This window comes from Denitrificimonas caeni DSM 24390, assembly GCF_000421765.1.
In the GTDB taxonomy this organism is placed as follows: Bacteria; Pseudomonadota; Gammaproteobacteria; order Pseudomonadales; family Pseudomonadaceae; genus Denitrificimonas; species Denitrificimonas caeni.
Genome location: NZ_ATXQ01000004.1, coordinates 70,438 through 84,989, shown reverse-complemented (window position 1 = coordinate 84,989; position 14,552 = coordinate 70,438). Strand labels below are relative to the sequence as shown.

The following is a 14,552-nucleotide window of genomic DNA, read 5'->3' as shown; positions in this document are numbered from 1 at the left end:
TCATTAATTAACTTAGCAAACCTTGCTGGCGAGCGCGCTGCTCAAGCTCTTCAAGCACTTCACGCCGCTGTTGGTTGGTCATAGTGCCCCAGCGCCTGATTTCATCAGCACTGCGCTGGCAACCCATACAGATATCATTAAGATCCAATGCGCATAAACTCACACAGGGTGATTTAACCGGTTTTTCGCGCGTTTTAGAGGGTGTCGTCATTGTCTACCTGTAAGTCTTTAGCGTAACGCCGAGCATTATGCACATAATGCGCCGCATTGGCCTCCAGCATCTTTTTCTGCTGCTCGGTGAGTTCTCGTACAGTTTTACCCGGTGAGCCGACAACAAGGCTGCCATCAGGAATTTCTTTGCCTTCAGCAATCAAGGTGTTAGCACCAATGATGCAGTGCTTACCTATTTTCGCACCATTGAGAATCACCGCGCCAATACCAATCAAACTATGGTCACCGACGGTGCAACCATGCAGCATAGCGTTATGGCCAACAGTCACTCCTTTGCCTAAAGTCAGCGGCCAACCCATGTCGGTGTGCATCACCGTGCCGTCTTGCACATTACTGTTTTCGCCGATATGAATCAGTTCATTATCACCGCGCAACACTGCGCTAAACCAAACACTGGCACCTGCTTCTAGACGTACTTTGCCAATTACAGCTGCGGTTGGGGCAATCCAGCTGTCTGGATGCGCATCAACTTGACTATCTGCTAAACGATATTTCATCGGTCGCTCCTTTATGTTTTTTATTTAGAGTTCTTTTTTACTCAACTGCGGCGGTTCAGTCAGGATGATTTTAGTGTCGTAGACCAGATTGACCAATTCGATCAGCATCACAGCGGTCAAACCCCAAATTTTATAACCACCAAATTGGTAACTGGGCACATACCAGGTGCGCCCCAGGTAATCGATGCGATGGGTCATTTCCCGCGGGTCGCTGGCAAAAAAATCTAAGGGCACTGAAAACACCGAGTCGATTTCATCCGCGTTAGCACGGTATTCGACATAATCAGGAACAATGCCCACATAAGGCGTAACTTTAATTGCATGCCGAGACACCACCTCACTCAGCGGCCCAACCATTTCCACTAAACCTGGTGATAAACCAACCTCCTCTTGCGCTTCACGCAAGGCTGTACTGACTAAGTCTGCATCCTCAGGATCACGACGACCACCGGGGAAAGCCACTTCACCACCGTGAGTGGATAAGCCTTGCGCACGCAAAGTTAGGAGCAATTCAGGATTAGCACTGCGGGTCAGCGCCATTAAGACTGCGGCCTCGCGAAAGTGTGGCTGTATTGCCAAGGTACGCGGTGAATAGCTTTGTACTCGCTGTAATACACTGTCCAACATGAGCTTTCTCTATACCCCAATATGTAAACATCATGCCATGAAGCAGACATGAGGCCCAAGCCACTTGAGTTCAGTTCAGCCAAAAGTCGTGGTTAACCCACACTTAAACAATTGTTTCTCGATGATCGCACGCCAGCAATCGCCAGCCGTCAAGAAACCGATTAGAATAGCCGCCACAACAATAACCCATGCGAGTTTTCTCGCCCAATGACCGACTAACAGCAGCAGCTTTAGTTCTTTTCGTGAGTCTGTTTTATGCGCGCTATGCTTGTTGCCTTATTTTTATCATTACCGATTCTGTGTTACGCCAGTCAAGCTAACAGTAATGCCAACCCGAGTGTTGATAAAGTTCTAGTGGTCAAGTCGGAGCGGGCTTTGCATTTAATGCATCGCGGAGAAGTGGTTAAATCCTACCGTGTGTCGCTGGGTAAAAAAATCGGCCCGAAGGAGTATGAGGGTGATCAACGCACGCCAGAAGGTTTGTATTGGATTAACTGGCGCAAGCAAAGTGATAATTTTAATTTAGCGATGCATATTTCTTATCCTAACGCTAAGGATTTGCAGCGCTCAAAAGAAACCGGGCTACCACCCGGCGGTATGATTATGTTGCACGGCACACCCAATGATGAAGAGTATCCAGAATGGTTTTTCAATACTCTGGACTGGACTGAAGGCTGTATTGCTTTGACCAACTCGGACATGCAGGAAGTCTGGAAAACAGTGAAAGACGGTACGCTGATTGAGATTCGGCCATAAGCCCACAAACCGTGTTAAAAACACTTTTTATTATGCGCATGCCGTACCTTGTTAGTATCGCTTTTCCCTCAACGGGTCATCCTGACCCGATTCGGGCGCTTCGTCATCCATGACTCGCTCGTCGCAACACAACAAGATACTCATTGATCAGTGATGTTGTTAGCAGAGTTAGCGCATGGCTCTTTTAAAGCCAGCATTCTGCGGAGCTCTATTCAGCTTTATTAGTCTGTAGCAAATGGTAAGCAAATTATTCCAAAAACCTGCTGCTCTCATGACTAGAACCGCAATAGTGCAAGCCCTACACATGGTCAACGAGTGCTTCGGGGTGGGTGTGGTGAGCAGCGCCAAGGATGGCGCAGCGCCGGAGCTGAACCCCGGATGGGTTCATTGACGGATTAACACTTACCCCAAAGTACGACGTACGCTGCGCCAATTTCAAAGCAACTTACATGAGTGCATAGCCCGAAGTAAGATACGTACAGCGCAAGACAGGTAAATAAACCATCTTTTAAGTAAAGCGTGTTGCGGACGAGCCGTCCGCGCTCCCATCCTCGTACCAGCCAGATAGCAAAACGCCGCTGACATGCAGCGGCGTTTTGGTGCTAGACAGCTGACTCAGTCAACCCAAACACGAGCATTACGGAACATACGCAACCAAGCACCGTCATCTTGCCACTCATCAGGGTGCCAAGAGTTTTGTACGGCGCGGAATAAACGCTCAGGGTGCGGCATCATAATCGTCACACGACCATCACGGTTGGTTAAACCAGTAATACCTTTCGGCGAACTGTTCGGGTTCGCTGGATAACGCTCAGTCACTTTGCCGTAGTTATCAACATAACGCAGACTCACGCAACCCGACACATCAGACTCAAGCAACGCATCCGCACTGGCATACTCAGCATGCCCTTCTCCGTGCGCGACAACCACTGGCAAACGCGAGCCGGCCATGCCTTGCAAGAAGATCGACTGAGACTTTTGCACCTCAACCATCGCCACACGTGCTTCAAACTGCTCAGACTGGTTGCGCACAAAACGCGGCCAGAACTCAGAACCTGGAATCAGCTCATTAAGATTTGACAACATCTGACAACCGTTACACACACCTAAGGTGAAACTGTCATCACGATCGAAGAACTGCGAGAACGCATCGCGAGCACGGCTGTTAAACAGAATTGATTTAGCCCAGCCCTCACCAGCACCCAATACGTCACCGTAAGAGAAACCACCGCACGCCACTAAACCTTTAAAGGTATCAAGATCAATGCGACCCGCCAGCACATCACTCATGTGCACATCAACTGCGGTGAAGCCCGCACGATCAAAGGCAGCCGCCATCTCCACGTGACCATTGACACCCTGCTCGCGCAGAACAGCAACGCGTGGACGCACGCCTTTTTTAATATAAGGCGCAGTAATATCAGCATTAACATCAAAGGTTAACTGCACTGACAAACCTGGATCTTCTTGATCAAGCAGTGCTTCAAACTCTTGCTCAGCACATTCAGCGTTATCACGCAGACGTTGCACCTGATAACTGGTCTCTGTCCATGTGCGCTGCAGTAAACGACGCTCACCCGCAAATACCGTCTCGCCAGCCAAGCTAACTTTAATCGCATCACCCGCCACTGGACGGCCAATCACACTCACGCACTCAGATATACCCGCTTGAGCAAAAGCAGCCAATACAATCTCAACATCAGTACTGAGCACTTGTACGACAGCGCCCAACTCTTCGTTAAGCAAGGCGGCATTGACATCTTCAGCAGCAATATTTAGCGCATCAAGATCAATATCTAGACCACAGTGACCGGCAAATGCCATTTCCAAGACAGTCGTCAGCAAACCACCATCAGAACGGTCATGATAAGCCAGCAAACGCTGTGCTGCATTCAAGCTCTGGATGGTTGCGAAGAAGGCTTTTAGGTCTTCAGCGCTGTCAACATCAGGGGTTTGTTGGCCGATCTGGCTATACACTTGAGTGAAGATCGATGCACCTAAACGGTTTTGACCACGACCCAAGTCAATCAGGAGTAAAGCGCTGTCGCCTTTATCTAAACGCAACTGCGGCGTTAAGGTCTGACGAATATCTGGCACCGGAGCAAAACCAGTAATCACCAATGACAACGGAGAGGTGACTGATTTATCAACGCCCTCATCCTGCCAACTAGTCTTCATCGACATTGAGTCTTTACCGACCGGAATGGTAATTCCAAGTGCCGGACAAAGCTCCATACCGACGGCTTGTACAGTATCGTACAAACGTGCATCTTCACCTGGGTGACCGGTTGCGGCCATCCAGTTGGCTGATAAGCGAATATCAGAAATCTTGTTAATCCGTGCTGCAGCAAGGTTAGTCACCGCCTCACCCACCGCCATACGACCCGACGCCGGAGCATCCAGCAGTGCTAAAGGCGTACGCTCACCCATCGCCATTGCTTCACCGACATACGCATCAAAGCTGCTCGCAGTGACCGCGCAATCAGCCACAGGCACTTGCCAAGGACCAACCATTTGGTCGCGTGCCACTAAGCCCGTCACGCTACGGTCACCAATAGTGATCAAGAAGCTTTTACTGCCCACTGTTGGGTGACGCAAAATACGCTCAGCTGCTTCTTTTAAGTCGATATCAGCGGCAACAAAACTATCCACCAGCTCATCTTCACGATTCACACTACGGTGCATGCGCGGCGGTTTGCCCAGCAATACTTCCAACGGCATATCCACTGGATTATTACCAAAGTGGCTGTCAGTTACCGTCAAGTGACGCTCTTCAGTGGCCTCACCGACCACCGCAAACGGACAACGCTCACGCTCACAAATCGCCGCAAAACGCTCGAGGTTTTCTGGCTTAACCGCCATCACATAACGCTCTTGCGACTCGTTACACCAAATTTCCAGCGGGCTCATGCCCGGCTCGTCATTCGGCACATTGCGTAAGTTGAAAACACCACCACGACCGGCGTCATTCACCAACTCAGGGAAAGCATTGGATAAACCACCAGCGCCGACGTCATGGATAAAGCTAATCGGGTTATCAGCGCCCAACTGCCAGCAGCGGTCGATCACTTCTTGGCAACGACGCTCCATTTCAGGGTTTTCGCGTTGCACTGAAGCAAAGTCCAAATCAGCTGATGAAGCACCCGTCGCCATTGACGATGCGGCACCACCACCCAAACCAATCAACATGGCCGGACCACCGAGCACAATCAGCTTGCTACCAACAGCAATATCATCTTTCTGCACGTGTTCGGCGCGGATATTACCTAAACCACCAGCCAACATAATCGGCTTATGGTAACCGCGCACTTCGTCGCCACGCGGTGTCGTAATACTCTGCTCAAAAGTACGGAAGTAACCGGTAATTGCCGGACGACCAAATTCATTATTAAACGCCGCGCCACCGAGCGGGCCTTCAATCATGATATCCAGCGCGGTAACAATGCGCTCAGGCTTACCGTATGGAACTTCCCATGGCTGGATGTAGCCTGGGATATTCAGATTCGACACCGTAAAACCAGTCAGGCCAGCTTTTGGCTTAGAACCACGACCGGTTGCGCCTTCGTCACGAATCTCACCACCAGAACCGGTTGATGCACCAGGGAACGGAGCAATTGCGGTTGGGTGGTTATGGGTTTCAACTTTCATCAAGATATGAATCGGCTCTTGATGGGCAGCGTACTCGCCAGTTTCTGAATCAGGGAAGAAACGTCCCGCAGTAAAGCCTTCAATCACTGAAGCGTTATCGCTATAAGCTGACAAGACACCTTCACTGTTCATCGCAAAAGTATTTTTAATCATGGCAAACAAGGATTTTTCTTGCGCCTGACCATCTACATCCCAGCTGGCGTTAAAGATTTTGTGACGGCAATGCTCAGAGTTAGCCTGCGCAAACATCATTAACTCAATGTCATGCGGGTTACGACCAAGCTTCTTGAAGCTTGTCACCAAGTATTCGATTTCGTCTTCAGCCAGTGCTAAACCTAAATCGACGTTAGCTTTCTCTAGACTCTCAACGCCACCGGTCAGCACATCCACCACGGCCAATGGACGCGGCTGAGCATGGCTAAATAAAGCCGATGCTTCTTCCATTGCGCCAAGCACTAACTGGGTCATACGGTCATGCAGAGCAGCTGAAATCAACTGAGTTTCCGCGTCGCTGTAATCACCGGTAATGTAATAGGCCATACCGCGCTCAATGCGCTGTACTTTAGCCAGACCGCAATTCTTGGCAATATCCGTTGCTTTACTGGACCAGGGTGAAATGGTGCCAAAGCGCGGCACGACTAAAAAGAGGCGTCCGCTTGGCTCTTGGCTAGGCACACTCGGGCCATACTTGAGCAAACGGCTAAGGACTTGGCCTTCTTCACTGCTTAACGCAGCTGAAACCTCAACAAAATGAGCAAACTCAGCGTACAAACCGCTGACAGAGGGAACCTTCTGACGCAATTGTTCAAAAAGTTTCTCATGGCGAAAAGCAGAAAGGGCAGGAGCGCCGCGCAAGATCAGCATCGTCGTGACAGCCTCAGAAAATTGTATGAAATGGGCGGATATTCTAGTCTCCACGGCAATAAATAACCATCCAAATCTGCCCTTTAGCGCTTTATTCAGCATGAGCAGTCAGGCTTTCGAGCGTAGACGATTGTTTAGCACTGCTTTTTTTGCCGGACTCAATCACCTTTGCGTATACTGCGCCCATGCATTCTCAATCACTTTCTTACCTGCAACGCCTATTGCTTGCCTGCACAACCTGCATGCTGTTGGTTGTTAATGGCTGCGGGAAACCACCAACCACCCTTGAACGCATTCAGGCGCAAGGGGTTTTGCATGTGATTACCCGCAACAGCCCATCGACCTACTTCCAAGACCGTAACGGTGATACCGGCTTTGAATACGAACTGGTTAAGCGCTTTGCTGACCATCTAGGTGTTGAGCTAAAAATTGAGACTGCTGACAATATTGACCAACTGTATGATCGTTTGGCCGCTGAAGATGGCCCAGTTTTGGCCGCTGCCGGTTTAGTGCCGAGCCCTAGTCGCTTAGCGAGCCTGCGATTTTCTGATCCCTATTTAGATGTTGCCTCGCAAATCATATACCATCAAAAAGATAAGCGTCCTAAACAGCCACAGCATTTGATTGGCAAAAGCCTGCTGGCTCTCAAAGGCAGTATTCACGAAGAACATCTGCAACAGATTCAAAAAGAGCATCCAGAGTTTCGTTATGAAGTTTCAGACCAGGTCGAAACCGTTGATTTACTGCGCATGGTCGATGAACGTCAAGTTGACTTAACCGTAGTAAACTCCAATCAAGTGGCGATGAATCAGGTTTATTTTCCTAATATTCGCGTGGCTTTCACCTTGGACAATAGTCATCAACAAAGCTGGGCAATTGCCGGTGGTGATGACGTTAGCCTGCTCAATGAAATCAACCGTTTCCTCGCCAACGCCAAACAATCTGGGCTACTGCAGCGCCTAACTGAACGCTATTACGGTCACGTCGACACACTCGGCTATGTGGGCGCTTATGCGTTCGCTCGGCATCTACAAGAGCGCTTACCGAACTACGAAGCAGCATTTCGCGATGCTGCTAAAATCCATAGCGTCGACTGGCGTTTGTTGGCTGCCATGGGCTATCAAGAATCACATTGGCTACCCACCGCCACATCAAAAACCGGTGTTCGCGGCCTGATGATGCTCACTCAGCGCACCGCTAAAGCCATGGGCGTGAGCGATCGTTTAAACCCCAAACAAAGCATCCAAGGTGGCGCCCGCTACATTGCCCTGCTGATGGCACAATTACCTAAAAGCATTCATGAGGCGGATCGAGTTTGGTTTGCCCTTGCCTCCTATAACGTTGGCATGGGCCATCTTGAAGATGCCCGCAAGCTGACCGCAGCCGAAGGTCTTGATCCAAATAAGTGGCTCGACGTCAAAACCATTCTGCCGCGCTTAGCGCAGAAGCAGTGGTACAGCAAAACACGTTACGGCTATGCGCGCGGCGGCGAACCCGTACATTTCGTCAACAATATTCGTCGCTATTACGACATCTTGACTTGGGCCACGCAACCACAGATGGAAGGTACCAGTATTTCTGGCGGCTCAACTCATTTACCTGGCATTCAAAGCAGCGACAACACGCCGGTCACTGATCCTGAGCACTAAAAAAAGCCGGTATCAACACCGACTTTCCGCACGCTAGCGTCGAGCCTTAAAAAAAGCCTTGAGCATGTGCGCAGAAGCCTCGGCCAATACACCGCCAGTCACCTGCACATTATGGTTTAAAAACGGTTGCGAAAAAAAGCAGCCTTGACTAGCAACCACGCCAGCGCGTGGCTCATGCGCAGCAAACACGACACGTGCCACTCGTGCATGCACAATAAGGCCTGCACACATATTGCAGGGCTCCAATGTGACATACAGGGTGGTGTCTGGCAGGCGGTAATTGTGCAGATGCAAAGCCGCATCACGAATTGCCTGCACCTCAGCATGCGCACTCGGATCATGCAAAGAAATTGGGCTATTAAAGCCACGACCTATGATAGCGCCATCCTGCACCAGCACCGCACCCACTGGCACTTCACCCAAAGCAGCGCCCTGCTCTGCTAAATGCAGCGCTTCGCGCATAAACAACTCGTCCTGCGCGTCTAAACCCTCATGCTCTGACATACAACTTCTTCACTGCTTAAAATACAGCGATCATTTTAAGCAGCAATCGAAGCAAATACACTTCTCTAGTGATTTTTAATTGGCTTAGTGCTTGGTTGCACAGCAAAATGAAGAACAAGACACCGTAATAGCAACGGCATAGACATACTAAAAAGTCACCGAACAACGAATCGTCAGGTGACTTTGGCAAGGATCTTTAAGCGCTTCAGGTTAAGTCTTTAATGGTTGTGGTCGAACCATTGGTTTTCACACTATTAATACCGTTCTCGCAGGACGCATCTGATGAGTACATTTGGCTGTTACCAATAATCTGATGATTAGCGGCTTTCAGATTAAAGTAGGGCTTACCATTTTTCGCAACCTTACGCTCGTAACGCTCATCTAAACCGCTATTTGCCTGCACCGAAGCAATACCGTTTTGCGCAGACGCTTTTTGTTTGTATAACTCGCTCGTCAGAATAGTTTCAGCATTGCCCGCTTTTAATACAAAGCGAAACTGACCATCACTACTATTACTCAACTCAAACCAACCTGCCATATGAAACTCCTGATTTTTCAATAACACTCGGAAAGCATGCGTAACATGTGTGACACATGCATCCTCAAATTACCTCATCAATAAAACCCTAACAAACTTTTTTATACTTTTTGCGATCCAGTCCTCTCCACCAACCAGTAGCGCAACATATTGCCAGCGAAATAGCCGTACAAACAAAAACGGCGAACCACATTGCTGTGGTTCGCCGCTGACAGCTCAATCGCTATATATAACTAAGCTGGATTATTCCCACTCAATGGTCGCTGGTGGTTTGCTTGAGACATCGTAAACCACGCGAGAAATGCCTTCGATTTCATTTATGATCCGGCCTGATACTGTTTCCAGTAATTCGTAAGGCAAATGTGCCCAGCGCGCGGTCATAAAGTCGATGGTTTCCACTGCGCGCAGTGAGACAACCCACGCATAACGACGTGCATCACCAACCACACCAACAGACTTAACCGGCAAGAATACGGTAAAAGCTTGGCTGGTTTTATCGTACCAACCGGATTTACGCAGCTCTTCGATAAAAATATGGTCCGCTTGACGCAGTAAGTCTGCATATTCTTTGGTCACTTCACCAAGAATACGCACGCCAAGGCCTGGGCCTGGGAACGGATGACGGTAAACCATATCGTGCGGCAGACCCAATTCAACACCCAGCTTGCGTACTTCGTCTTTAAACAGTTCGCGCAGCGGTTCAACCAACTGGAACTTCATGTCTTCTGGCAGACCACCCACGTTGTGGTGTGATTTAATCACATGGGCTTTACCGCCCTTGATTGCCGCTGATTCAATGACGTCTGGGTAAATTGTCCCTTGCGCGAGGAAATCAATACCTTCTAACTTACTGGCTTCTTCATCAAAGACTTCGATGAAAGTACGGCCAATGATTTTACGTTTAGCTTCTGGATCAGACTCACCTTTAAGCAAATCTAAGTAACGCTGCTCAGCATCGACACGAATCACTTTAACGCCCATGTTGTCAGCGAACATGCGCATCACTTCATCGCCCTCATGCAAGCGCAGCAAGCCATGATCAACAAACACGCAGGTCAACTGATCGCCAATCGCTTTATGCAACAAGGCAGCAACCACCGAGGAATCAACACCGCCCGACAAACCGAGCAATACTTTGCGATCGCCAACTTGCGCGCGCACATTAGCAATCGCGTCGTCAACGATATTAGCCGGTGTCCACAGCGCTTCACAGGCACAGATATCCAAGACAAAACGACTGAGAATCTCAGCACCTTGCTTGGTATGGGTGACTTCTGGGTGAAACTGTACACCGTAGTATTGGCGCGCTACATCAGCCATGCCGGCGATTGGGCAGCTATCAGTGCTGGCAATCGTAGTGAAGCCATCAGGCAAAGCAGTGACTTTATCGCCATGGCTCATCCATACATCCAAACCGCTCGCTGAAGCAGCCGTTGCTGCATCACGCAAACCATCTAGCAAAGGATTGTCAGACACAACATTGACCCGTGCTGCGCCGAACTCACGCACGTTAGAGCCTTGCACCTGACCACCTAACTGCTGCGCCATAGTCTGCATGCCGTAGCACACACCCAGCACTGGAATCTGCAGATCAAACACCAACTGCGGTGCGCGCGGACTGTCATTGACATGCACAGACTCAGGGCCGCCCGACAAGATAACTCCGCGCGGATTAAACGCACGAATCACATCTTCACTGACATCAAAGGGGTGAATTTCGCAGAATACGCCAATGCCACGAATACGACGCGCAATCAACTGCGTGTACTGTGAGCCGAAATCTAAAACTAAGATGCGGTGAGCATGAATATCTTGAGCAGCCATGGGATAAGTCTCAATAACGGTTTATAAACTTATGAAAGTACAAACCGCCTTAATACGGCGGTTTGTCTAACGAATACGAGCTCAGCTTAGCTGACTCGATAGTTCGGAGCTTCTTTAGTAATTTGTACATCATGCACGTGAGATTCTGCCATCCCCGCGCCAGTAATACGGACAAACTCAGGTTTAGTGCGCATGTCTTCGATCGTGGCACAACCGGTGTAACCCATTGAAGCGCGCAAGCCACCCATTAGCTGGTGAACAATTGCTGCCATCGAACCTTTATAAGGTACACGACCTTCAATACCTTCAGGCACGAGCTTTTCAGCACCGCCACTGGTGTCTTGGAAGTAACGATCCGATGAGCCTTGTGCTTGCGCCATAGCGCCGAGCGAACCCATGCCACGGTAAGACTTGTAGGAGCGACCTTGGAATAGCTCAATTTCGCCCGGTGACTCTTCAGTACCGGCAAACATTGAACCCATCATCACTGCATCCGCGCCAGCGACGATTGCTTTGGATAAGTCGCCAGAGAAGCGAATACCACCATCAGCAATCATTGGCACACCGGTGCCTTGCAGTGCTGCAGACACGTTAGCAATCGCAGAAATCTGCGGCACGCCAACACCCGCAACGATACGCGTGGTGCAAATCGAGCCTGGGCCAATACCGACTTTAACCGCATCAGCGCCGGCTTCAACCAGTGCTAAAGCTGCTTCGCCAGTGGCGATGTTGCCGCCAATCACTTGCACTTCAGGGAAATTCTCTTTCACCCAGCGCACGCGATCTAAAACACCTTTGGAGTGGCCGTGTGCAGTATCCACTACGATCACATCAATACCGGCAGCGGCTAGCGCAGTCACGCGCTCAGCGGTATCAGCACCCGTACCCACTGCCGCACCGACACGTAGACGACCTTGATCATCTTTGGAGGCAAATGGATAGCTTTTAGCTTTTTCGATATCGCGGAACGTTACCATCCCACGCAATTGAAACTTCTCATTAACCACCAGCATTTTTTCAATGCGATGCTCGTAGAGTTTGGTTTTAATTTCTTCGAGACCTGTGCCTTCTTGCACAGTGATCAACTCTTCTTTGGGCGTCATGATCGCCGTTACAGTGTCGCCAGCATTCGGCGTGTAACGCAGGTCACGACCCGTCACGATACCCACCAACTGATTGCCAGCATCAACCACTGGGAAACCGGAGAAACCCAGTTCATCAGCACGCTTAAGCAAATCAATAATTTTAGTATCTGGAGTCACGGTGACAGGATCATGCACGATAGCAGTTTCGTGACGCTTTACTTTGCGCACTTCAGCTGCTTGCTGTTCGACTGTCATGTTTTTATGAATAATACCGATGCCACCTTCTTGTGCCATCGCAATGGCCAAACGGGCTTCAGTCACAGTGTCCATTGCAGCGGACAGCAGTGGGATATTGAGTTCAATACCACGAGTAAGACGGGTTTTTAAGCTGACATCTTTCGGTAAAACCTCGGAATAACCGGGGATTAACAATACATCGTCAAAGGTCAGAGCTTCTTGGCTGATACGCAGCATATTGCACGCTCCCGAACGGGAAAAATGGAAGCGCGGTATTATACCGCGCAAACTCTTGCTTCTCAATGGCTAAACACTTAAACAGTTGCAGTCCATTGAGAAGCTCTGTGAATCACTCAACTTCTTTGCGTTTATAGGGATAAACGTCGATGACTTTACCCTCGCGAATGGCTTCTTGCAGACTCTGCCAATACGAGGCTTTAAATAAGTCACCGTGCATCTCTTTAAAGAGTTTACGCAGTTTATGATCAGTAAACAGAAAACGCGGGAATTCCTCAGGAAACACATCATGCGGCCCCACTGAATACCAAGGCTCTGCCGACATTTCATCTTCTGGGGTGCGTGGCTCTGGGATTTTACGAAAATTCACTTCAGTCAAATAACTGATTTCATCGTAGTCATAAAACACCACACGACCATGTCGGGTGACGCCAAAGTTTTTCAGTAGCATATCGCCGGGAAAGATATTGGCGGCGGCCAACTGCTTAATGGCCAAGCCATAATCTTCTAGCGCATCCTTGACTTGCTGCTCGTTCGCCGTTTCTAAATAAATATTCAGCGGTATCATCCGGCGCTCAGTCCAGCTGTGACGAATCAACACCTCATCACCCTGCACTTCAACGGTCGAGGCAGCCACCTCCAACAACTCTTGCAAACATTCTGGATCAAACTTCGCTACAGGAAAACGAAAATCAGCAAATTCCTGAGTATCAGCCAAGCGACCCACTCGATCCACGTGCTTAACCATGCGGTAACGATCAATCACCGTCTCGCGATTAACGTTTTTCGATGGTGAAAAACGATCTTTAATGATTTTAAATACAGTGTTAAAGCCTGGCAGTGTAAAAACACTCATCACCATGCCGCGTACACCGGCGGCCATGACAAATTTATCATCAGTGGTTTCCAAGTGCTTAATCAGCGCACGATAAAACTCTGATTTACCTTGTTTGTAGAAACCAATCGAAGTGTACAGCTCGGAAATATGCTTACGTGGCAAAATACGGCGCAAAAAGCTAATAAATTCAGCAGGATACGCGACACGCACCATAAAATACGAGCGGGTAAAGGAGAAAATAATCGAGACTTCTGCTTCGTCGATAATCACCGCGTCCATGCGGATACCTTGGCCTTCACGATGCAGAATCGGAATCACCAGCGGCCACTGCTCGTCTTGGGTAAACACACGCCCAACCAAATACGCGCCTTTATTGCGATACAAGCGCGAACTGTACAGCTCGATACACAGCTCAGGGTCTTTACATACCCAATCGGGCAAGCTGGCACGCAGTTGCTCTTCAAGGCGCTCTAAATCCCCCTCTTGATTGGCGTAAGGCACCGCAAAGCGATAGTCCTCGCTGATTTGACGCAACGCTGCAGCAAGATCACCGTGCGGACGATAGGTACGAATCTGCATCGGCGCATCATGCTCGCTCAAGCCTGGACGCGTACTGTGCACAAACATGCAGTCGTCACTGATCAAGTCATGACTGAACAGACTGTTAAAAATCGAGTTAAACCATGTCTCAGACAGCTCATCATCGAGACGCAAGTCAATTTGGCCAATGTATGACTTTTTAATTTGTGGCCAGCACTCAATGTTCATCAGCACTTCTTCACCGTGCTCACTGAGCAATGCCTCTCGCGCCAAAGTCACGCGGATTTTATACAGCTGAATACGTGCTGCTGAAGCATCTTGTATTTCTTGCCACTGCGCTTTTTCAAAACGCTCACGGCCTAAATTAGTGATTTGACGAAACTGCTCTCGATAATCATCAAATCCATCTAGAATCTGTCGCGCGATAGCAACAGCAGGACACTTAACCGCCATGTAAAATGCTCCATCAAATAATTA

The 14,552-nt window shown here is 49.3% G+C and carries 11 protein-coding genes; 2 read left to right on the top strand and 9 right to left on the bottom strand.

Annotated elements, in window-relative coordinates; translation table 11 throughout:
• Positions 1–7: 7 nt before the first annotated feature.
• The 3 genes from H591_RS0107355 to H591_RS0107345 are packed head-to-tail and all read right to left on the bottom strand — an operon-like array spanning position 8 to position 1,355.
• Positions 8–211 carry a DUF1289 domain-containing protein gene (locus H591_RS0107355; protein WP_022966308.1) on the bottom strand — a complete coding sequence of 68 codons (204 nt, stop codon included), beginning with the start codon at positions 209–211 and terminating at the stop codon, positions 8–10.
• On the bottom strand, positions 195–728 hold the full coding sequence (locus H591_RS0107350; RefSeq protein ID WP_022966307.1) for a gamma carbonic anhydrase family protein: 534 nt from the start codon (positions 726–728) through the stop codon (positions 195–197). The genes H591_RS0107355 and H591_RS0107350 overlap by 17 nt, the downstream gene beginning before the upstream one ends.
• 24 nt (positions 729–752) lie before the next feature.
• Positions 753–1,355, bottom strand: coding sequence for a CoA pyrophosphatase (locus H591_RS0107345; protein WP_022966306.1), 603 nt, complete (start codon positions 1,353–1,355; stop codon positions 753–755).
• A gap of 255 nt (positions 1,356–1,610) precedes the next feature.
• Between H591_RS0107345 and H591_RS0107340 the strand changes: the two genes are divergently transcribed.
• On the top strand, positions 1,611–2,111 hold the full coding sequence (locus H591_RS0107340; protein WP_022966305.1) for a L,D-transpeptidase family protein: 501 nt from the start codon (positions 1,611–1,613) through the stop codon (positions 2,109–2,111).
• Between the two features lie 615 nt (positions 2,112–2,726).
• Here the strand turns inward: H591_RS0107340 and purL are convergent.
• A complete protein-coding gene (gene purL, locus H591_RS0107330) occupies positions 2,727–6,623 on the bottom strand; it encodes a phosphoribosylformylglycinamidine synthase (protein ID WP_022966303.1) in 3,897 nt (1,298 codons plus the stop codon).
• A gap of 185 nt (positions 6,624–6,808) precedes the next feature.
• Between purL and mltF the strand changes: the two genes are divergently transcribed.
• Positions 6,809–8,272 carry a membrane-bound lytic murein transglycosylase MltF gene (gene mltF, locus H591_RS0107320; protein ID WP_051145820.1) on the top strand — a complete coding sequence of 488 codons (1,464 nt, stop codon included), beginning with the start codon at positions 6,809–6,811 and terminating at the stop codon, positions 8,270–8,272.
• Between the two features lie 33 nt (positions 8,273–8,305).
• On the opposite strand, the gene tadA is transcribed toward mltF, so the two are convergent.
• The 5 genes from tadA to aceK form a co-directional block, all read right to left on the bottom strand.
• The gene (tadA, locus tag H591_RS0107315) at positions 8,306–8,776 is read right to left on the bottom strand and encodes a tRNA adenosine(34) deaminase TadA (protein ID WP_022966301.1); all 471 of its coding nucleotides are present in this window, start codon (positions 8,774–8,776) and stop codon (positions 8,306–8,308) included.
• A 205-nt stretch (positions 8,777–8,981) separates the two neighbouring features.
• Complete coding sequence (locus H591_RS0107310; protein ID WP_022966300.1) at positions 8,982–9,314, bottom strand: YegP family protein; 333 nt, start codon at positions 9,312–9,314, stop codon at positions 8,982–8,984.
• 243 nt (positions 9,315–9,557) lie between these two features.
• Positions 9,558–11,138 carry a glutamine-hydrolyzing GMP synthase gene (gene guaA, locus H591_RS0107305; protein ID WP_022966299.1) on the bottom strand — a complete coding sequence of 527 codons (1,581 nt, stop codon included), beginning with the start codon at positions 11,136–11,138 and terminating at the stop codon, positions 9,558–9,560.
• Positions 11,139–11,224: 86 nt separating this feature from the next.
• Entirely contained in the window at positions 11,225–12,697 is a 1,473-nt protein-coding gene (gene guaB / locus H591_RS0107300; RefSeq protein ID WP_022966298.1) for an IMP dehydrogenase, read from the bottom strand.
• A 112-nt stretch (positions 12,698–12,809) separates the two neighbouring features.
• Positions 12,810–14,528 (bottom strand): bifunctional isocitrate dehydrogenase kinase/phosphatase, encoded by a 1,719-nt coding sequence (aceK, locus tag H591_RS0107295; protein WP_022966297.1) that lies wholly within the window; start codon positions 14,526–14,528, stop codon positions 12,810–12,812.
• Positions 14,529–14,552 lie beyond the last annotated feature (24 nt).

Excerpts from the sequence above, each read along its gene's own strand:
- H591_RS0107355 (WP_022966308.1), bottom strand. The coding sequence starts at position 211 with ATGACGACACCCTCTAAAACGCGCGAAAAACCGGTTAAATCACCCTGT.
- mltF (WP_051145820.1), top strand. The coding sequence starts at position 6,809 with ATGCATTCTCAATCACTTTCTTACCTGCAACGCCTATTGCTTGCCTGC.
- H591_RS0107350 (WP_022966307.1), bottom strand. The coding sequence starts at position 728 with ATGAAATATCGTTTAGCAGATAGTCAAGTTGATGCGCATCCAGACAGC.
- H591_RS0107340 (WP_022966305.1), top strand. The coding sequence starts at position 1,611 with ATGCGCGCTATGCTTGTTGCCTTATTTTTATCATTACCGATTCTGTGT.
- H591_RS0107345 (WP_022966306.1), bottom strand. The coding sequence starts at position 1,355 with ATGTTGGACAGTGTATTACAGCGAGTACAAAGCTATTCACCGCGTACC.
- H591_RS0107310 (WP_022966300.1), bottom strand. The coding sequence starts at position 9,314 with ATGGCAGGTTGGTTTGAGTTGAGTAATAGTAGTGATGGTCAGTTTCGC.
- guaB (WP_022966298.1), bottom strand. The coding sequence starts at position 12,697 with ATGCTGCGTATCAGCCAAGAAGCTCTGACCTTTGACGATGTATTGTTA.
- aceK (WP_022966297.1), bottom strand. The coding sequence starts at position 14,528 with ATGGCGGTTAAGTGTCCTGCTGTTGCTATCGCGCGACAGATTCTAGAT.
- purL (WP_022966303.1), bottom strand. The coding sequence starts at position 6,623 with ATGCTGATCTTGCGCGGCGCTCCTGCCCTTTCTGCTTTTCGCCATGAG.
- guaA (WP_022966299.1), bottom strand. The coding sequence starts at position 11,138 with ATGGCTGCTCAAGATATTCATGCTCACCGCATCTTAGTTTTAGATTTC.
- tadA (WP_022966301.1), bottom strand. The coding sequence starts at position 8,776 with ATGTCAGAGCATGAGGGTTTAGACGCGCAGGACGAGTTGTTTATGCGC.